Raw genomic sequence first — 18,825 nt, 5'->3', positions numbered from 1 at the left:
CCCGCTGAGCTGCGGACGGTCAACGCCCCTGGTCGGCGGCGAGAATCCGACCGCCGAGACGAGACAGATCTACCGACGGATTTCTGGCGCAGCACACTAGCGTGCCGTCAGCCGGCGTGCGGCCTCCTTCACCGAGGCCCGCAGGCGGTCCCGGTCCGGGTCCCCCTCGCCGACCAGGATGCGCCGCATCTGGGGGACGACGGCGGTCCAGTTGGTCAGGGCGGTCAGCAGGAAGAGCAGGTCGGCCGCCGGGATGGCGTCGGTGACGGCTCCCCGGGCCTGGCCGTCCCGGAGGGCGGCGACCTTGCGAGCGTAGTGCTCCTGGCGGTCGGACTCGTGGGGCAGTTCGGTGCTGCCGTACTCCAGGCCCTCCCAGAAGAGCAGGCGCAGCAGCTCCGGGTGGGCGGCGTGGTAGTCCATCAGGCGGTCGACCCAGCCCTCGATGTCGTCCGGGTCGACGGGGACGGCCTCGGCGAGGTGGAGCATCTTCTTCTCCAGGACGATGGCGAACAGCTCCGCCTTGTTGCCGAAGTAGGCGTAGATGAGCTGCTTGTTGGCCTTCGCCTCACCGGCGATGCGGTCGATGCGGGCGCCGGCGATGCCGTGCCGGGCGAACTCGGCGACCGCCGCTTCGAAGATGCGGGCCTTGGTGGCCTCGGGGTCCCTTGCTGCCATGGGGAGAGGGTAGCGCGCCGAGGTAACCAACTGTTTGGTTGACATGGAATGCCGGGGCGGCCCAGACTGTTTCCCCGTCAGCCAACCAACCAGTTAGTTGTTAGAGTCGACTCCAAGGACTCCCCTCCATGCCGTCAGCGACCACGACCACAGTCCAGGCCGGCGCCCCCGTACGACGGGCCCGTACCCCCGCCCCCGGCCTCTTCCTCACCCTGCTCGCCGTGTGCAGCGCGGTCACCGCCGCCAACATCTACCTCGCCGCACCGCTGCTCCCGCTCATGGCCCGCGACTTCGGCTCGGCACCCTCGGCCATCGCCTGGATCGCCTCGGTCGCCCAGCTCGGCTACGCGGTCGGCCTGCTGTTCTTCGCCCCGCTCGGCGACAGCGCGAACCGGCGCCGACTGGTCGCGGGGCTCACGCTCGTCACCGCTCTCGCGCTGGGTGCCGGTGCGGGCGCCCCGGGCATCGCCGCCCTCGCGGCCGCGATGTTCGTCGCCTCGGCCGCGACCGTCATCCCGCAGCTGCTCGTCCCGCTGGTCGCCGAGCGTGCTCCCGCCGAGCGGCGCGCCCGGCATGTGGCGGCCGTCATCGCGGGCCTGTTCACCGGCATCGTCGGGGCCCGGGTGCTGGGCGGGCTGGCCGGGCAGGCCTTCGGCTGGCGGTGGGTGTTCGCGGGCGCCGCCGTGCTCACCCTCGTCCTGGGGCTCGCGACCGCGGTGGTCCTGCCGTCGCGGCGGCGCCGGCAGGGCCCGCTGTTCGCGGGGCTGGTCGCGCTGCCGTCCGTGCTGCGGAGCTCGCCCGACCTGTGGCGGGCGTGTGTGCGGCAGGCCGGGATGTTCGGTGCGTGGAGCGCCCTGTGGACCTCGCTGGCCCTGCTGCTGACCGGGCCGGAGTACGGGCTGTCCACCGCCACCGCCGGGCTGTTCGGGCTGTTCGGGCTGACCGCGAGCGCGGTGGCGCCGCTGGCGGGCGGGCTGGTGGACCGGTTCGGCGCCGGCAAGGTCGTGCGGTCGGCGTATCTGGTCGCCGCCGTGTCCGTGCCCCTGTTCTGGCTGGGCGGGCAGGTGCCGTGGGCGCTGTTCGCCGCCGCGATCGCCGTGCACGCGGCGCTGGTCGCCTCCCATGTCGCCAACCAGACCCTCGCCCTGACCACCACCTCCACCCCGGCCACCGCCAACACCGCCTATGTGGTCGCCGGGTTCGCGGGCGGCGCCGCCGCCTCCGCCCTCGCCGGGGTGGCCTTCAGCCACTTCGGCTGGGGCGGGGTGTGCGCGGTGGCGGGTCTGTGGCTGGTGCTGGGGTGGGGGCCGACCTCCGTACGGCGGTGATGAGGGTGACCGGCCGCCGTACGCCGGTGAGGTGCCGGCGTACGGCGCACCCGCGCGGGCGGGTCAGAGCCGGGTGACGTCCAGCTCCCCCTGGGCGTACTGCCTGCGCAGCACCTTCTTGTCGAACTTGCCGACGCTCGTCTTCGGGACCGACTCGATGATCGTCCAGCGCTCCGGGAGCTGCCACTTGGCGATGTGGCCCTCGTCGGCGAGGAAGTCGCGCAGCGTCTCGAAAGTGGCGGTGGAGCCCTCCTTGAGGACGACCGTGGCCAGGGGGCGCTCGCCCCACTTGTCGTCGGGGACGGCGACGACGGCCGCCTCGGTGACGTCGGGGTGGGACATCAGCGCGTTCTCCAGCTCCACCGACGAGATCCACTCGCCGCCGGACTTGATGACGTCCTTGGCCCGGTCGGTGAGGGTGAGGTAACCGTCGGCGGAGATGGTGCCGACGTCGCCCGTCTTGAGCCAGCCGTCCTCGCTGAACTTGTCGGCGGGGCGCAGCGGCTCGGCGCCGGGGCCGTTGTAGTAGGCGCCCGCGATCCAGGGGCCGCGCACCTCCAGCTCACCGGCGGACTCGCCGTCCCAGGGGAGGCGTTCGCCGCCGGGGCCGGTCAGGCGGGCCTCGACGCCGGCCGGGAAGCGGCCCTGGGTGAGGCGGTAGGCGAACTCCTCCTCCGTGCCGACCGCGCCGGCCGGCGGACGGGCGATCGTGCCCAGCGGGGACGTCTCCGTCATGCCCCAGGCGTGGCAGACCCGCATGCCCAGCTTGTCGAAGGCCTCCATCAGCGACGGCGGGCAGGCCGATCCGCCGATGGTGACCTGGGTGAGGGAGGAGACGTCCCGGGGATGGGCGGTCAACTCCGCGAGCAGGCCCTGCCAGATGGTCGGCACGGCGGCGGCGTGGGTCGGCCGCTCGCCCTCGATCATCGCGGCGAGCGGCGCCGGCTGGAGGAAGCGGTCCGGCATCAGCATGTTGACGCCGGTCATGAACGTGGCGTGCGGCAGGCCCCAGGCGTTCACATGGAACTGGGGGACCACGACCAGGGAGGTGTCCTCGTCGGTCAGGCCCATCGACTGGGCCATGTTGACCTGCATGGAGTGCAGGTAGATGGAGCGGTGGCTGTAGATGACGCCCTTGGGGTCGCCGGTGGTGCCGGAGGTGTAGCACATGGCGGCGGCCTGGCGTTCGTCCAGTTCCGGCCAGTCGTACGACGTCGGCTTCCCGGCGATCAGGTCCTCGTACTCGTGCACGCGGACGGCCGCGCCGGCGAGGAGCGAGCGGTCTCCGGGGCCCGTGACGACCACGTGCTCGACCGGCTTCAGGTGCGGCAGCAGCGGGGCGAGCAGGGGGAGCAGCGAACCGTTGGCGATGATCACGCGGTCGGCGGCGTGGTTGACGATCCAGGCCAGCTGCTCGGGCGGGAGGCGGAGGTTCAGGGTGTGCAGGACCGCGCCCATGGACGGGATCGCGAAGTACGCCTCGACGTGTTCCGCGTTGTTCCAGGCCAGGGTCGCCACCCGCTCGTCGCCGGTGACACCGAGGTCGTCCCGCAGCGCGTGGGCGAGCTGGGCCGCGCGGGCGCCGATCTCCGCGTAGGAGCGGCGGTGCGGCTCATCCTCACCGGTCCAGGTGGTCACCTGTGAGGTCCCGTGGATCGTCGACCCGTGAGTCAGGATCCTTGAGATCAGCAGCGGTACGTCCTGCATCGTGCTCAGCACGGCGTCCTCCCGGGGGCGACATTGCCTACGCGGTGGTAAAGGTTGTGCTGATTCTGCGCACATACCGCGCGGTATGTCACTAGGTCCGGGCGATCGATCAGATCACGCCATGCCGGAGGGACAGCTCACAAGCAGCCGGGACACCCCCTCACTGGCGGACAAGTCCCAGCTCAGCGTCCTCGCGGAGCTTGCCGATCGCCCGGGAGACGGCCGACTTCACCGTACCCACCGAGACGCCCAGCACCTCTGCCGTCTGGACCTCGCTGAGGTCCTCGTAGTACCTGAGGACCACCATCGCCCGCTGCCGGGCGGGCAGCCGCATGATCGCCCGCCACATCGCGTCGCGCAGCGCCTGCTGCTCGGCCGGGTCGTCGCCGGCGGCCACCGGATCGGGCTCGGGCAGCTCGTCACAGGCGAACTCGTCGACCTTGCGCTTGCGCCACTGCGAGGTCCGGGTGTTCAGCAGCGCCCGGCGCACATAGCCGTCGAGGGCGCGGTGGTCCTCGATGCGCTCCCAGGCGACGTACGTCTTGGTGAGGGCGGTCTGCAGCAGGTCCTCGGCGTCGCTCGGATTGCCGGTGAGCGAGCGGGCGGTACGCAGCAGCACCGGCTGGCGGGCCCTGACGTACGACGAGAACGACGGATACGGAAAGGTCTGCGCCGCCGGTTTGGCCGCCTTCGAAGCGCTCGTGCAGACGAGTGTGGTCATGGCTCAACGCTATGAGCGACGGCACGGTGAGCGGATCGGCCGCAGGTCCCGAAGCGGGATCCCCCTCAGGTTGTAGGGGTGGGGCCGACTGCACCTCCTGTAGGGGGAGTACCGGGCCCGGAGTACTGCGGGTTCACCCCTGGGGGTCGGCGGTCAGGACGAGTCCGGACGTGGGCACGCCCGTCCCCGCCGTCACCAGGACCCGTTCCGCTCCCGGTACCTGGTTCGCCGCCGTGCCCCGGATCTGCCGGACGGCCTCCGCGATGCCGTTCATGCCGTGCAGGTACGCCTCCCCGAGCTGCCCGCCGTGCGTGTTGAGGGGCAGGTGTTCCCCGGCCACGAAGTCCGCCGCCTCGCCCCGGCCGCAGAAGCCGAACTCCTCCAGCTGCGTCAGTACGAACGGCGTGAAGTGGTCGTAGAGGATGCCCACGTCGATGTCGGCCGGCGTGAGCCCCGAGGTCCGCCACAGTTGCCGGGCGACGACCGCGCTCTCGGGCAGGCCGGTCAGGTCGTCGCGGTAGAAGCCGGTCATCTGTTCCTGGGCGCGTCCGGCGCCCTGGGCGGCGGCGGCGATCACGGCGGGCGGGTGGGGCAGGTCGCGGGCCCGTTCGACGGAGGTGACGACGAGGGCCTGGCCGCCGTCGGTCTCCTGGCAGCAGTCCAGCAGCCGCAGCGGTTCGACGATCCAGCGCGAGGCGGCGTGGTCGGCGAGGGTGATGGGCCGGCCGTGGAACCAGGCCGCCGGGTTGGTCGCCGCGTGCTTCCGGGCGACGACCGCCACGTGCCCGAACGCCTCCGGGGTCAGCCCGTGGGTGTGGAGGTAGCGCCGGGCCGCCATCGCCACCCAGGAGGCCGGGGTGAGCAGGCCGAACGGCAGCGACCAGCCGAGCGCCGCGCCCTCCGCGGACGGTTCCCGGTGCCGCACTCCGGAGCCGAAGCGGCGGCCCGAGCGCTCGTTGAAGGCCCGGTAGCAGACGACCACGTCGGCCACGCCCGCGGCGATCGCCAGGGCGGCCTGCTGGACGGTGGCGCAGGCCGCGCCACCGCCGTAGTGGATCCGGGAGAAGAAGGAGAGCTCACCCATGCCCGCGGCCTGGGCGACGGTGATCTCGGGGCTGGTGTCCATGGTGAAGGTGACCATCCCGTCGACGTCGGCCGGGCTCAGCCCCGCGTCCGCGAGGGCCGCGTGCACCGCCTCCACCGCCAGGCGCAGTTCGCTGCGCCCCGAGTCCTTGGTGAACTCGGTGGCTCCCACACCGACGACGGCCGCGCGCCCTCCGAGACCGTCCCGCCCTGTCGGGATCATGCCGGGACCCGCACCGTCACCGTGCCCGTGACATGCGTGCCGAGGCCGTTCGCACCGACGACCCTTACCGTCGCGGTGTCGCCGTCGACCTCCTCGACCGTGCCGGTCAGCACCATCGTGTCGCCGGGGTGGTTGGGCGCGCCGAGCCGGACGGCCACCCGGCGCAGCACGGCCCGGGGGCCGAAGTGGTCGGTGATGTAGCGGCCGACCAGGCCGTTGGTCGTCAGGATGTTCATGAAGATGTCGGGGGAGCCCTTCTGCCGGGCGAGATCCGGATCGTGGTGGACGTCCTGGTAGTCGCGGGAGGCGATCGCCCCGGCGACGATCAGGGTCCGGGTGACGGGGATCTCCAGGGGCGGGAGACGGTCACCGGCGTTCACGAGGTCACCCCCTGGAAGACGGGCAGCACCAGCTCGTCGTCGTACCGCCGGAACTCCAGCCGCACCGGCATGCCGATCCGCACCTGCTCGTACGGCACCCCGACCACGTTGCTGACGATCCGCACGCCCTCCGCGAGCTCGATCAGGCCGACCGCGTAAGGGGGGTCGAAGGCCGGGAAGGGCGGGTGGTGCAGGACGACATAGGAGTAGACCGTGCCCTCGCCACTCGCCTCGACGGTGTCCCAGTCCGGGGAGCCGCAGCCGTTGCAGCCCGGCAGCCAGGGGAAACGCAGGGTGGCGCAGGCGGTGCAGCGCTGGATGAGGAGCTGGTGGCGGGCCACGCCCTCCCAGAAGCCGGCGTTGTCTCGGTTGACGACGGGGCGGGGGCGGCGTTCCCCCGGCTTCGAAGGCCGGTGGGCGGGTGTGTACTTGAGGATGCGGAAGCGGTGGGTGCCGGCGAGTTCGCCGTCCGCGCGGACGTCGGTGCGGGTCGTGACGAAGTAACCCGCCCCGAGCTTCGTGGTCTTGCGGCCGGACACCGACTCGATCACCGAGTCGAAGGTGATCCGGTCGCCCGGGCGCAGGGGGCGCAGGTACTCCTGTTCGCAGTCGGTGGCGACGACCGCGTCATGGCCCGACGCGTCGAGCAGGGTGAGGAGTTGGTCGTACGCGGCCGTGCGCTCGGGGCGGCGGTGGAGACCGGCCATGGTCCAGGCCTGGAGCATGGTGGGGGGAGCGATGGCGTCGGGGCCCGTGTACGCGGGGCTGGTGTCGCCCATGGCCTCGCACCAGTGCCTGATCATCGGCTCGTTGACGGGGTCGCGGCCGATGCCGGTGTCGGCGGCCGGGAGGCCCTCGTAGGCCTTCAGGCGCGCCTCGAACTCCTCGTGGTCCTCCGGCTCACCTCTCACGGCTTCTGACTGTCCGTCAGATGCACGGGTCCCGTCAAGACCTCGCAGACGCGGAAAACGCCTGTGCGGCGGTACCGGAGTACCGCCGCTCAGACGCTTGTCACCCCACGAAGCACACCCCCACGACACCCGGGCCGGTGCCGCCGCACCGGCCCGGTCAGCTCACCACCACAGCGGGGCGAAGCTGATGGCGGTGTTGGCGTTGCCCTGGTTGACGGCCGTGAACTCCGAGCCGTTGACCTGGGCGGTGTTGCTCTGGTTCGAGGCGCCGTCGCCGACGGCCTGTTGCTGGGTGGTGGCCGCGTTGCCGAAGTTGTCGCCGCCGACGCCGCTGCCGAGGATGCCCTGCTCGGCCTCCGTGACGGACGCGATGGATCCGTTGTCCGCGAAGGCGCCGTTGTCCGCCGTCGCGACGCCGGTGAAGAGAGCGGCTGCGAGCGGAAGGGCGGAGACGGCTGCGATGACACGGGCGGTACGGATGCTTGCCATGTTTCTTGTCCCTTCAGGACTGATCGGACCCAGGACGCACCGGCTCATGGCCGTTTCGTGCGTAACCACTGCTGTCACCGGGGAAGTTGGCCGACCGCCCCGGTGCCGTACTCGATGTCGCGCATCCAGAGTTGCCCACCGAATCCCCGGCGAACCACCCCGAATGCCGCTATTCGCATGCAAGCGTGAGGACAAGGCGATAAACCCCTTCGCGTCACTTCCGTCCCGGACGGTGGCGAAAGAGGGCGTTCGAACCCGGGTGCCGCAAGGGACGAAGCGTTCCCGCACTTTTCGGCCGACCCCGGGCCGCCCGGCGCGTCGCACTCGCTCCCCCTTTCCTTTTTCGAACGCACGTACGAAACTAGAGTCATGGCCACCACCGACCGGCAGGCCACGACGCTGGCCCTCGCACACGCCCTGTCAGCCGCCGAACGCGGACTGGCCGTCCTCCCCCTGTCCCGCACCAAACTCCCCGCGCTGCGCTCCCCCCACCGCGACGACCCCGCCCCGTCCCCCTGCCACGGCCAGTGCGGCCGCCTCGGACACGGGGTGTACGACGCCTCCAGCGACCCGGACCGCATCCGCGAGCTGTTCGCCGCCGCGCCCTGGGCGACCGGCTACGGCATCGCCTGCGGACTGCCCCCGCACCACCTCATCGGCCTCGACCTGGACGTGAAGACGGGCACGGACTCCTCGGCCGCCCTGCGCGAGCTGGCCCTGCGGCACCTGTTCACCATCCCGCCGACCGTGGTCGTCGTGACGCCGTCCGGCGGCCGTCATCTGTGGCTGAGCGGGCCGCCCGAGCTGGTCGTCCCGAACTCGGCCGGCCGGCTCGCCCCCGGCATCGACGTCCGGGGCGCCGGCGGCTACCTGGTCGGCCCCGGCTCCCGCACGGCCCAGGGTGTCTACGCCGCCGCCCCCGGCACCGCGCACCTGCCCCCCGCCCCCTGCCCGCGCTCCCTCCTGCGGCTGCTGCTCCCACCGCCCCGCGCCCACCACCCGGCGCCGCAGACGGCCGACGGACACGGCCAGGGCCTGGTCCAGTTCGTCCTGGCCGCGCACGAGGGCCAGCGCAACACCCGCCTGTTCTGGGCGGCCTGCCGGGCCTACGAGGACGGCATCGGCCCGGCGCTCGTGACCCCCTTGATCGACGCGGCCCTCCACACCGGCCTGTCCGAGCGGGAGGCCCGCACGACGATCGCCTCGGCGGCACGGCTGACCGGGTACCGGCCGTGAGCACCGCCCGCACGGCCCCGTCCATGAACACCGAAAGACCTCCATGCAACAGCACGCCACATCACCGGCCCTGGCGCTCGCCCGCCTCGTCCTGGCCTCCGGCCGCTCGGTGGACCTCGCCGACCTGCGGTTCTCGTCGACGTACGGCGACATGCTGGAGGGCTATCCCTGCAAGCCGCTGAACGATCTGCGGATCCGTGGCCTCCTGCACGCCGCCGAGCGGTCCCGCCCGGGCACGCCGGTGCACCTCGTGCCGCCGCGGCGCGAGTACCCCGACCAGTACGCGGGCGGCCTCGGGCCGGTCGAGGTACTGCCCGCCGTGGCCTGCCTCGGCACGTTCCACTCCGCGGCCCTGGACCCGGCCCGCGACCCGGTCGCCTACCGCTCGCGCCTGACCGTCGTCTGGTTCCAGTCCACGCCCCGCCTGCCGTCGGGCTGCGACACGGAGCCCGCGCTGCGCGACCTCGACTGGACGGGACTGGCCCGGGACGCCCCGGTACCCCCGTAGCTTCCCCTCCGGCGCTGCCGCGCCGGCGGTCCGAGTCGACCGGGTCGCTGTTCGCGCACCACCTGGAACGACTGGAGCCGGAGGACGTCCTCTGGGATCCCGCTGAACGCCGCGCCGCGGCCCCGACGGCCCATGGCCCGGACTGGGCGGACACCCAGGACGTCCTCGGGAGCCCGCGAGCACACTCGAGCGGTTCGTTGCGGGGGACATGCGATTCGGTCTGCTGTCCCGTGCCGCCGCTCTGCTCGTCGCGCTCGTCGTCCTTCAGGGCGGTTTGTCCGCCCTGGGCGCCGGAGGGCGGCGGTGGTGACGGTGGCGGTCGGTCCGGGGGGATCGATCGGATCACCCCGTTCGCGCAGGGCGCCTCGGTGCTCGCCGGGACGGCGCAGCCGTTCTATGACGCCTTCGGCCAGGCCGTGTCCGGCTTCCGGGGCGGGACCGTCCCGTGCGTGACATCGTGAGGGCATGAGCATCGACGTTCGCCCGGCCACGGACTTCGAGGACGTCCGTGCCGTGCTCGGGCCCAAGTCGCCCCAGGCGAATGTCTGCTGGTGCCTGAGCTACCGGATCCCCTCCCGGCTCAACAACGAACTGCGCGGCCCGGCACGCGGCGCCTACGTGGCGGAGCTGTGCCGCGCGGATCCTCCCCCGGGTGTGCTCGCCTACGACGGTGACGAACCGGTCGGCTGGGCCGCCGTCGCCCCGCGCGCGGACACCTCGTTCGCCCGCAACCGCAAGATCCCGCACATCGACGACCTGCCCGTCTGGTCGCTGTGGTGCGTCCGGGTCCGCCCCGGCCACCGCAGGCAGGGCGTCTCGCACGCCCTCATCGCCGGCGCGGTCGCGTTCGCCCGGGACCGGGGCGCACCGGCGATCGAGGCGTACCCCCTGGACAACGGCGACGCCAAGGTCGATCCGACGATGGCGTACGCGGGCCTGCGGAAGAACTTCGAGCGCGTCGGCTTCACGCACGCGGCGGACACGACCTCGGTCCTGGCCGGTCATCCCCGGATTCTGATGCGCCTCGCCCTGCGCTGAAAAAAGACCCGACCGCTGGCGACGGGGGATGCACCAGCGGTCGAGCCATGGCCAAGGGTAACAAGCGCTTGCCCACCGCGAGCCGACTGGCCGTCAGGAAAGCCCGGTTGTGACTCGTATCACTCAACTACCTTGATTGCCGGGCCCGTTGGGTGCGAAGGACGGGTCAGCCGTCGCACGGCGGCTCGTAGGAGAGCCGGGGCAGGTACTCCCGCCAGGTGTCCGGCGTCAGCACCCCCCGGGTCATCGAGCAGACGCGGCGGGCGGCCGCGTCGACGTCGAGATTCCACAGCCGGATGGTGTCCGCGCCGCTCGACACCCCGAGCATGTGGCTGTTCGGGCTGAACGCCAGGAAGGTGCCGCTCTTGGCGCTGGCGTTCGGGCTCATCGACTGGCCGATCGCGGTGGCGTGCGAGGGGTCGGAGACGTTCCACAGCCGGACGGTGCTGTCGTTGCCGCCGCTGGCCAGGGTGCGGCCGTCCCGGCTGAACGTCAGCGACACGACCGCCTCCGTGTGCCCCGTGAGCCGCGCATCCTCGGAGGCCCCGGCGGGGTCCGTGGTGTCCCACAGGCGGACCGAGTTGTCGTCGCCCGCGCTGGCCAGCGTGCGGCCGTCGCGGCTGTAGGCGAGGGCGTTGACCGCCCCGAGGTGCCCCCGCAGCGGCGCCCCGACGAGGGCCGCCCGGCCGGGGTCGGCCGCGTTCCACAGCCGGATGGTGCCGTCCGCGCTGCCGCTGGCGAGCGTGCGGCCGTCCGGGCTGAACACGAGGTGGTTGACGTAACCCTTGTGCCCGGTGAGGGGCGTGCCGAGCGGGCGCGGCCGGGACGGGTCGCCGATGTCCCACAGCTGGATGGTGCGGTCGTCGTAGGCCGTGGCCAGGACCCGCCCGTCGGGGCTGAACGCCAGCGGGTCCGCGTACCGGATGCGCAGCGGGGCGGGGGAACCGTAGGGGACGGGGTGTTCCGGGTCGGCGAGGTTCCACAGCTCCACGGCCCGGTCGCCGGTCACGACCGCGAGGGTGCGGCCGTCCCGGGAGAACTCCAGGGAGCGCACGTCGCCCCTGCGTGGGCGAAACGGTTCTCCTATCCGTGCCGGGCTGCCGGGCTTGCGCACGTCCCACAGCCGGATCCGGCCGTCCCGCGCCGCCGTCGCGAGCACCGGCCCGTCCGGCCGGAACGCTCCGGTCCGGCCGACCATGTCCGCCGTCGGCACCGACCACAGCCGGACCTTGTTGTCACCCGTCCCGGTGGCGAGGGTGCGCCCGTCGGGGCTGAAGCCGAGCGCGTACATCTCGCCGCTGCTGCCCGCGAAGGGGCCGCCGACCTGCGACGGATACCTCGGATCGCTGACCTTCCACAGGCTGGCGGTACTGTCCGCGCTGGCCGCGGCGAGCATGTTCCCGTCGGGACTGAAGGCCACGGACCAGACCGGTCCGGCGTGACCGGTGAGCGGCGCGCCGATCACGGCCGGGCGGCCCCCGCCGGCCATGTTCCACAGCCGCACGGTGCCGTCCCCGCTGCCGCTGGCGAGCGTCCGGCCGTCGGGGCTGAAGGCCACGGAGTGCACCGTGGTGGTGTGGCCGGTCAACGGACCTCCGGTCGATTCCGGGCGGCCGGGCTCGGACACGTCCCAGAGCCGGATCGTGCCGTCGTCACCACCCGCGGCCAGCGTCCGGCCGTCCGGGCCGAACGCCACCGAGCGCACGGCGGCCCGGTGTCCGGTCAGGGGGGCGCCCAGCGCCCGCGGCCGACGCCGGTCGGTCAGGTCCCACAGCCGGACCACCTGATCGTGGCTCGCGGAGGCCAGCGTGCGTCCGTCCGGGCTGAAGGCGATCAGGTAGATGGTGCCGTCGTGGCCGGTCAGGGGCGCGCCGAGCGACTTCGGGTGCTCGGGGTCGGTCACGTCCCACAGCCGTACGGTGCCGTCGTCGGAAGCGCTGGCGAGCGTTCGGCCGTCCGGGCTGAAGACCGCGCTGCTCATCCAGCTCGTATGCCCGGTGAGGGGCTTGCCCAGGGGTTTCGGGCGCTGGGGATCGGCGACATTCCACAGCCGTACGGTCCGGTCGTAGCTGGCGGTGGCCAGGACCCGTCCGTTCGGGCTGAACGTCGTGAGGTAGACGGCGCCGGTGTGACCGGTGAGGGGCGTGGCGAGGGGAGCGTTCACGATGGAGATCAGACGGCTGTTCGCGCCCTTGTCGTCCGGCCGCAGCCGGTGCGCCACCAGGTCGAGTTGCGCGGACAGCGACGGGTCCGTGTGCTGCACGCGGTCGGCCTGGGCGAGCACCTGCTCGAAGACGGCCTCGTCCCGCTGCTTCCAGGCGATCACCGCCGATCCGACGGCCAGCACCGCCAACACCGCCAGAGCCGCGACCGCGCCCCGGCTGATCCAGATGATCCGCCGGCGCAGCCGGACCGAGGCGGCCAGGAATTCCACCGCGCTGCGGGTCAGGAACCGGTCCCCGGCGGACCTCGCCCAGCCCTGGGCCTGTTCCAGCCGGGAGCCCCGGTAGAGCAGCGAGGTGTCGCGGTGTGACTCCTCCCAGGCCCGGCCGTCCTCCTCCAGGCGCTGGCGCAGCAGATTGCCCTGCCGGTCCTCGTCGATCCAGTCGCGCAGGCGCGGCCAGGCGTGCAGCAGCGCCTCATGGGTGATCTCCACGGTCTCCGCGTCGAGCGTCACCAGCCGGGCGCGGACCAGCGCCTCCAGAGACTCCTCCGTCTTGCCGGGGTCGGTCGACTCCTGTGCCAGCTGCCGCCGGGTCCCGCGCCGGCGCGTGGCCTGGGTGTCCTCGCCCAGCCGGACCAGGCGGAGCAGGAGCAGCCGGGCCGCCGTGCGCGCGGCCGGGTCCAGACCGGTCCAGGCCCGCTCGGCGGTCGCCGCGACCGCGCCCTGGATGCCACCGGCCGCGCGGTAGCCGGCGAGCGTGAGCCGCCCGGCCTTCCTGCGCTGCCAGGTGGCGAGCAGGGCGTGCGAGAGGAGCGGCAGCACGCCGGCGTCGTGCGCCCCGCGCGGGCCGTCGGTACCGACCTCCCGGACGATCAGCTCCGCCAGCCCCGGCTCCAGCTCCAGGCCGACGGCCTTGGCGGGACCGGTCACCGCCTCGCGCAGTTCCGCGGTGGTCAGCGGCCCGAGCACCATGTGCCGGTGCTGGAGCGCGTCGGCCAGCTCGGGGTAGCGCAGGCACCGGTCGTAGAAGTCGGCGCGGATGCCCAGCACCACGATCGCCGGGGCCGGTTCGCCGGGCCGCGCGGGCGAGCAGGCGGCGTGCAGGGCCTCGATGAAGGTGCGCCGGTCCGCCTCGTCGGGGCAGAGGGTGAACGTCTCCTCGAACTGGTCCACGATGACGACCGGGCGCGACCCGGAGGGCGCTGCGCGCCGGGCCCAGGCGGCGACGGCAGCGCGGACGGCACCGGTGAAGGACGGCGTGCCTGGCTCGGGTGCCGGCGGGCCGCCGGCTTCCCGAGCCGCGGGCTCCCGGCCGGGTGAGGCGCTGGGCTCTTTGCCGGGGGAGGGGGCGGGGTCTGCTCCGGGGGAGGCGCCGAGCTCTGCGCCGGAGGATGCGCCGGGCTCTTGGGCTGCGGAGGGGCCGGGCGTTTGTGCGGAGAAGGGACCGGGCTCCCTGCCGCGAGAGGGGCCGGGCTCTTTGCCGAAGGTGGCGCCTGGCTCTGCGCCGGAGGATGCGCCGGGTTCTTGTACGGAGGAGGCGCCGGGCTCTTGGGCTGGGGAGGCCCCGGGCTTTTGTACGGAGGAGGCGCCGGGCTCTTGGGCTGCGGAAGGGCCGGGCTCCCTGCCGCGAGAGGGGCCGGGCTCTTTGCCGAAGGTGGCGCCTGGCTCTGCGCCGGAGGATGCGCCGGGTTCTTGTACGGAGGAGGCGCCGGGCTCTTGGGCTGGGGAGGCCCCGGGCTTTTGTACGGAGGAGGCGCCGGGCTCTTGGGCTGCGGAAGGGCCGGGCTCCCTGCCGCGAGAGGGGCCGGGCTCTTTGCCGAAGGTGGCGCCTGGCTCTGCGCCGGAGGATGCGCCGGGTTCTTGTACGGAGGAGGCGCCGGGCTCTTGGGCTGGGGAGGCCCCGGGCTTTTGTACGGAGGAGGCGCCGGGCTCTTGGGCTGCGGAGGGGCCGGGCTTTTGTGCGGAGAAGGGACCGGGCTCCCTGCCGCGAGAGGGGCCGGGCTCTTTGCCGAAGGTGGCGCCTGGCTCTGCGCCGGAGGATGCGCCGGGTTCTTGTACGGAGGAGGCGCCGGGCTCTTGGGCTGGGGAGGCCCCGGGCTTTTGTACGGAGGAGGCGCCGGGCTCTTGGGCTGCGGAGGGGCCGGGCTTTTGTGCGGAGAAGGGACCGGGCTCCCTGCCGCGAGAGGGGCCGGGCTCTTTGCCGAAGGTGGCGCCTGGCTCTTGTGCTCCGGAGGCGTCGGACCGCCCTGCCTCCGGCCGGGACGGGGCTGTCCCGGGCGCGGTCCGGGACCGGGCCGGGACGACGGCGGCCAGCTCGGGAACGAACCGGCCCAGCTCCGCCAGCGGATCACCGCCCGGTACGAGCTGCACGACCTTCCGCGCCCGCCCGCTGCCGTCACCGTCGCCGTCGTCGCCGCCCAGCGCGCCGTCCCGCAGGGCGGGCACCAGGCCTGCGTTCAGCAGCGAGGACTTCCCCGCCCCCGACGCGCCCACGAGCATGACCAGGCCGCCCGTCCCCGCGACGGCCCCGAGCTGGGTGACGAGCGCGTCCGTGCTCCGCTCCCGGCCGAAGAACCACCGTGCGTCCTCCCGGCGGTAGGAGGCGAGACCCCGGTAGGGGCAGACCCCTCCGGGGGCGGGCACGGTCTCCTCCGTCGGCCGCTCCTCGACGGCGGACGCCGCGGCGCGCTCGCCGACCGGGCCGGCCACCGCGCGTTCCCACAGCCGCTGCCACTGGCCGAGGTCGTACAGCCCCGGGGAGACCGGCGTGGGCCGCTCGCGCCGCGCCTCGGGGATCAGCACGTGCAACACCGCCGCGAGCCCGGGGAACTGGGCGGGTACGTTCCGGGCCCGCCGCCAGTCGCTGATGCGCTGGGCGGAGACCCGCACGGGCCGCCCGCGTTCGTCGACCCGCTGGAGCCGGACGACCGCTTCGGACACCCGTTTGAGAGGAGGGTTGCCGGCTTCCTTGTACAGCAGTGCGAGGCGTTCGGCGAAGGCGGTGCGTGCCCCCGAGTCGGAACTCAAGGTCTCAGCTCCTCACTTCCGCGCCTGGACGTCCGGACCGGAAAACTCACTCTATATGGCTGACCTGCGGTAATACCGTCCGCCGAACCCCGGAATCTCCTCGCCCGCGACCGGAAATGGCAGGATCCGGACCCCAGCGGCACACCTATCCGGCCAGCTTCCGTCCGAGCCGGACGACGAGGCTCCACCGTTCGGTACCGGTCCCCACGAGGGGAGGGACCGGTGCCGGACGACGTGGTGATCCTCCCGGCGGACCTCGCCCCGCAACCCACGCGGACCGCCTGTCCCGACCCCGACGGACCATGCCGCACACCCCCTACACCCCCTGCCCACCTCGCCGGGCATCCCCTTCGTACCGCGCCCCCGACCCTGGATAACTGACGACCCGTCAGCTATGGTCGGCCTGCCGTACCGCTTCCGCAGCGATGTGCAGGGGTGAGCGCAGTGGATTCACGTCCCGAGAGCCCACGACCGCAGGGTGTTCCGCGCTGGGTCGCGATGTTCTACCGCCCGGACGCCGGCTCCTGGAAGACGGCCGCCGAGTCGCCCCACCGCTCACCGGTGCTGTACGCCCTCGGCGAGATGACCCAGACCCTGCGCGCACGGGGCGACGAGGTGACCGTCGCCCTGTGGGGGCCGAGGGACGGCGGGTGGCACCGGTTCGACGCCCCGCTGAAACAGACCGTCGCATCTCAGCCGAATCCGGAGCCCTCCCCCGGCGCACCGGTCACACTGACGGAACGGATGACCGGCCGCCGCCACCAGGTCCTCATCGCCGGCCTGGCCAAGGCGGGCCTCTACGACCTCTCCCCCGAGGACGACACGACCGTCCAGGCGCTGGTCGAACGGCTCGACGAGGCCGCCGTACGCCGAGTCGCCCACTGGCTGGCGACCGCCGGGGGCGCAAGGTGACAGGGCTGTTCCGGCCGGGGTCGCGCGGCAACCGGGCAGGTTCAGCCGGGGCGCGCGAAACCTAGGCCGCCCAACCAACGGCGCACGAAAACCGTGCCGCCCCGGCCAGCGGCACACGAAAACCAGACCGATCCAGCCAGCCCCGCAAGAATCCCGGGCCCATCCGGCCAGTGACGCGCGGAAACCGGTGGCCCGTCCAGCCAGCGGGCCTCCGGCCGAACCGGCCGGTTCGGCCGGAGGCCCGCTGGGCAGTCAACTCCTCGACGGTCACGCTCCCGTTGCCGTCAGGAGGGGGACACGAGGGAATGAAGGTCTCCGTAGACCGCGAACTCTGCTACGGCTCCGCCGAGTGCGTCCACCGGGTCCCGGCGGTCTTCGAGTTCGTCGACGGCTTCGGCGCCGTCCGCCCGGGTCGCGAGCGGACGGACGGCGGCCCGGAGATCCTGGAGGCGGTCGAGAGGTGCCCGAGCCAGGCGATCAGCATCACCGGGGCGCCACCGTCGCCGGACCGGCCGTAGCGAGGGCGGATGCCGCTGCCGAACCTGCTCGCGGTCTTCGCCCACCCCGATGACGAGTCCCTGTCGGCGGGTGGTGTCCTCGCCCGCCAAGCGTCCACGCGACCGGCACGGCATCCAGCCCACGCAGGGCGGCCGGGCACGCGAACGGCCCCTGACCACACGAGGTCAGGGGCCGTTCTCACTGCTCATCGCGCGGAGGCGGTGGGATTTGAACCCACGGTGACATCGCTGCCACGACGGTTTTCAAGACCGTTCCCTTAGGCCGCTCGGGCACGCCTCCCCGCGCCGGCCGTGATCGGCGGCGCGGGGACAAGGGTAACGGGTCGGCGCGGGCGGGTGGGGGTCAGTTGTCGCCGACGCGGGAGCCGAGCGTGACGTCGACCGTGTGCTGCTTGCCGCCGCGCTCGTAGGTGATCGTGACCTTGTCACCGGGCTGGTGCGTCCAGATCTCGCCGATCAGGGTGGGGCCGGAGTCGATCACCCGGTCGTCGAGCTTGGTGATGACGTCGCCCGGCTTGAGGCCCGCCTTGGCGGCCGGGCCGCCCGGTTCGACCGGTGCCGCGCCGCCCGCGCCCTGTTCGGTGATCTGCGCGCCGTCGGAGCTGTCGTCCAGGGAGACGGACGCGCCGATCTTCGCGTACACCGGCTTGCCGTTCTTGATCAGCTCCTGGGCCACGTACTTGGCCTGATTGATCGGGATGGCGAAGCCCAGGCCGATCGAGCCGGACTGGCCGGTGCCGAAGCCGCCGTTGCCGGTCGACTGGATCGCGGAGTTGATGCCGATGACATTGCCCTGCGCGTCCAGCAGCGGACCACCGGAGTTGCCCGGGTTGATCGAGGCGTCGGTCTGCAGGGCGCTCATGTACGACGCCTGGCTGCCGCTGCCGTCGCTGGAGGCGACCGGGCGGTTCTTGGCGCTGATGATGCCCGTCGTCACCGTGTTGGACAGACCGAACGGGGCGCCGATCGCGATGGTCGCGTCGCCGACGGCCACCTTGTCCGAGTCGCCGAGGGTGAGCGGCTTCAGGTCGTCGGGGGCGTTCTTGAGCTTGATGACCGCCACGTCGTAGCCCTGCGCGTGACCGACCACCTCGGCGTCGTACTTCTTGCCGCTCGCGAAGGTCGCCGTGAGCTTGCCGCCGTCCACGGCGTCCGCCACCACATGGTTGTTGGTGACGATGTGGCCCTGCTTGTCGAAGACGAAGCCGGTGCCGGTGCCGCCCTCGCCGCTGGTGCTCTCGGCCGCGATCGTGACGGTGCTCGGCAGCGCCTTGGCGGCGACCGCCGCGGTCGTGCCCGGGTCGCGCTTGACGTCGCCGCCGCTCGCGGAAGCCGACACCGTCGTCGAGCCGGTGCTCTGGTCGTTGTTCTCCGCCAGCACATAGCCGAGCCCGCCGCCCAGGCCGCCCGCGCACAGCGCGGCCACCAGGACCGCGGCGATCAGACCTCCGCGCCCGCGGCCCGGCTTCGGCGCCGGCTGCTGGTACGAGGAACCCCAGCCGCCCGGGCCGGACCCGGACCCGCCGTCGCCGTACGGGGAGGCCGGCGGCGGGGGCGGGGGCCAGGAGGGGTCGGGGGCGGAAGAGGAGACGCCGGGGTGGCCGGCGTCACCGGAGGCGCCCTGCCCCTGAGGGTGCTGCCCCTGGGCGTCCGACCCCTGGGGGTGCTGTCCCTGGGCGTCCTGCCCGTACGGCCCGGCCTGTGCCTGGGGCGCCGGAGCAGCGGGAGCGTCCACCGGCACGGGGGGTGCGGACGGGGCGGGGGGTACCGCGGTGCCCTCGTTCTCGGTGCTCACAGCTTCTCTCCTAGATCCACGGCCGTTTCTCCGGGTCGCACGCGATCACGCCTTTTCCACCCGTCGAACGGGCCGGCGCGATACCGCGATGCTTGTCCCTTTGTATGCCG

Annotated in this window: 15 protein-coding genes and 1 tRNA gene; 6 read left to right on the top strand and 10 right to left on the bottom strand. The window is 72.9% G+C overall.

The annotated features are described in order from the left end of the window. Positions 1 to 96: 96 nt before the first annotated feature. The gene (locus QNO09_RS23905) at positions 97 to 675 is read right to left on the bottom strand and encodes a TetR/AcrR family transcriptional regulator (RefSeq protein WP_283972296.1); all 579 of its coding nucleotides are present in this window, start codon (positions 673 to 675) and stop codon (positions 97 to 99) included. A gap of 128 nt (positions 676 to 803) precedes the next feature. Between QNO09_RS23905 and QNO09_RS23900 the strand changes: the two genes are divergently transcribed. Then, positions 804 to 2,003 (top strand): MFS transporter, encoded by a 1,200-nt coding sequence (locus tag QNO09_RS23900; protein WP_283972295.1) that lies wholly within the window; start codon positions 804 to 806, stop codon positions 2,001 to 2,003. A gap of 63 nt (positions 2,004 to 2,066) precedes the next feature. Here the strand turns inward: QNO09_RS23900 and QNO09_RS23895 are convergent, their stop codons facing one another. From QNO09_RS23895 to QNO09_RS23870, 6 genes are all read right to left on the bottom strand, one after another. Then, the gene (locus tag QNO09_RS23895) at positions 2,067 to 3,710 is read right to left on the bottom strand and encodes a long-chain fatty acid--CoA ligase (protein WP_283972336.1); all 1,644 of its coding nucleotides are present in this window, start codon (positions 3,708 to 3,710) and stop codon (positions 2,067 to 2,069) included. Positions 3,711 to 3,870: 160 nt separating this feature from the next. Further along, entirely contained in the window at positions 3,871 to 4,431 is a 561-nt protein-coding gene (locus QNO09_RS23890; protein WP_283972294.1) for a SigE family RNA polymerase sigma factor, read from the bottom strand. A gap of 133 nt (positions 4,432 to 4,564) precedes the next feature. Further along, the gene (locus QNO09_RS23885) at positions 4,565 to 5,737 is read right to left on the bottom strand and encodes a lipid-transfer protein (protein ID WP_283972293.1); all 1,173 of its coding nucleotides are present in this window, start codon (positions 5,735 to 5,737) and stop codon (positions 4,565 to 4,567) included. Further along, on the bottom strand, positions 5,734 to 6,117 hold the full coding sequence (locus QNO09_RS23880) for a MaoC family dehydratase (protein WP_283972292.1): 384 nt from the start codon (positions 6,115 to 6,117) through the stop codon (positions 5,734 to 5,736). The genes QNO09_RS23885 and QNO09_RS23880 overlap by 4 nt, the downstream gene beginning before the upstream one ends. After that, positions 6,114 to 7,028 (bottom strand): bifunctional MaoC family dehydratase N-terminal/OB-fold nucleic acid binding domain-containing protein, encoded by a 915-nt coding sequence (locus QNO09_RS23875; protein WP_283972291.1) that lies wholly within the window; start codon positions 7,026 to 7,028, stop codon positions 6,114 to 6,116. The genes QNO09_RS23880 and QNO09_RS23875 overlap by 4 nt, the downstream gene beginning before the upstream one ends. Positions 7,029 to 7,190: 162 nt before the next feature. Continuing rightward, positions 7,191 to 7,517, bottom strand: a complete 327-nt coding sequence (locus tag QNO09_RS23870; RefSeq protein WP_283972290.1) for a hypothetical protein — start codon at positions 7,515 to 7,517, stop codon at positions 7,191 to 7,193. 369 nt (positions 7,518 to 7,886) lie between these two features. Here QNO09_RS23870 and QNO09_RS23865 point away from each other — a divergent pair, with 369 nt between their 5' ends. The 3 genes from QNO09_RS23865 (at position 7,887) to QNO09_RS23855 (ending at position 10,299) form a co-directional block, all read left to right on the top strand. Further along, positions 7,887 to 8,753: a bifunctional DNA primase/polymerase gene (locus tag QNO09_RS23865; RefSeq protein ID WP_283972289.1), complete on the top strand. Its 867-nt coding sequence runs from the start codon at positions 7,887 to 7,889 to the stop codon at positions 8,751 to 8,753. A gap of 43 nt (positions 8,754 to 8,796) precedes the next feature. Continuing rightward, positions 8,797 to 9,261: a hypothetical protein gene (locus QNO09_RS23860; RefSeq protein WP_283972288.1), complete on the top strand. Its 465-nt coding sequence runs from the start codon at positions 8,797 to 8,799 to the stop codon at positions 9,259 to 9,261. 465 nt (positions 9,262 to 9,726) lie between these two features. After that, entirely contained in the window at positions 9,727 to 10,299 is a 573-nt protein-coding gene (locus QNO09_RS23855; protein WP_283972287.1) for a GNAT family N-acetyltransferase, read from the top strand. Positions 10,300 to 10,465: 166 nt separating this feature from the next. On the opposite strand, the gene QNO09_RS23850 is transcribed toward QNO09_RS23855, so the two are convergent. After that, positions 10,466 to 15,490: an nSTAND1 domain-containing NTPase gene (locus QNO09_RS23850; protein ID WP_283972286.1), complete on the bottom strand. Its 5,025-nt coding sequence runs from the start codon at positions 15,488 to 15,490 to the stop codon at positions 10,466 to 10,468. A 444-nt stretch (positions 15,491 to 15,934) separates the two neighbouring features. Here QNO09_RS23850 and QNO09_RS23845 point away from each other — a divergent pair, with 444 nt between their 5' ends. Further along, positions 15,935 to 16,402 (top strand): hypothetical protein, encoded by a 468-nt coding sequence (locus QNO09_RS23845; protein ID WP_283972285.1) that lies wholly within the window; start codon positions 15,935 to 15,937, stop codon positions 16,400 to 16,402. A gap of 305 nt (positions 16,403 to 16,707) precedes the next feature. After that, positions 16,708 to 16,920 carry a ferredoxin gene (locus QNO09_RS23840; protein ID WP_283972284.1) on the top strand — a complete coding sequence of 71 codons (213 nt, stop codon included), beginning with the start codon at positions 16,708 to 16,710 and terminating at the stop codon, positions 16,918 to 16,920. Between the two features lie 193 nt (positions 16,921 to 17,113). Here the strand turns inward: QNO09_RS23840 and QNO09_RS23835 are convergent. Next, positions 17,114 to 17,200 (bottom strand) — tRNA-Ser (locus QNO09_RS23835). Positions 17,201 to 17,263: 63 nt separating this feature from the next. Continuing rightward, positions 17,264 to 18,715 (bottom strand): S1C family serine protease, encoded by a 1,452-nt coding sequence (locus QNO09_RS23830; protein WP_283972283.1) that lies wholly within the window; start codon positions 18,713 to 18,715, stop codon positions 17,264 to 17,266. Positions 18,716 to 18,825 lie beyond the last annotated feature (110 nt).

It is taken from the genome of Streptomyces sp. 378 (assembly GCF_030124145.1).
Taxonomy (GTDB): Bacteria; Actinomycetota; Actinomycetes; order Streptomycetales; family Streptomycetaceae; genus Streptomyces.
Note: the sequence above shows the minus strand (reverse complement) of the source record. Positions and strands in the feature narration are given on the sequence as shown.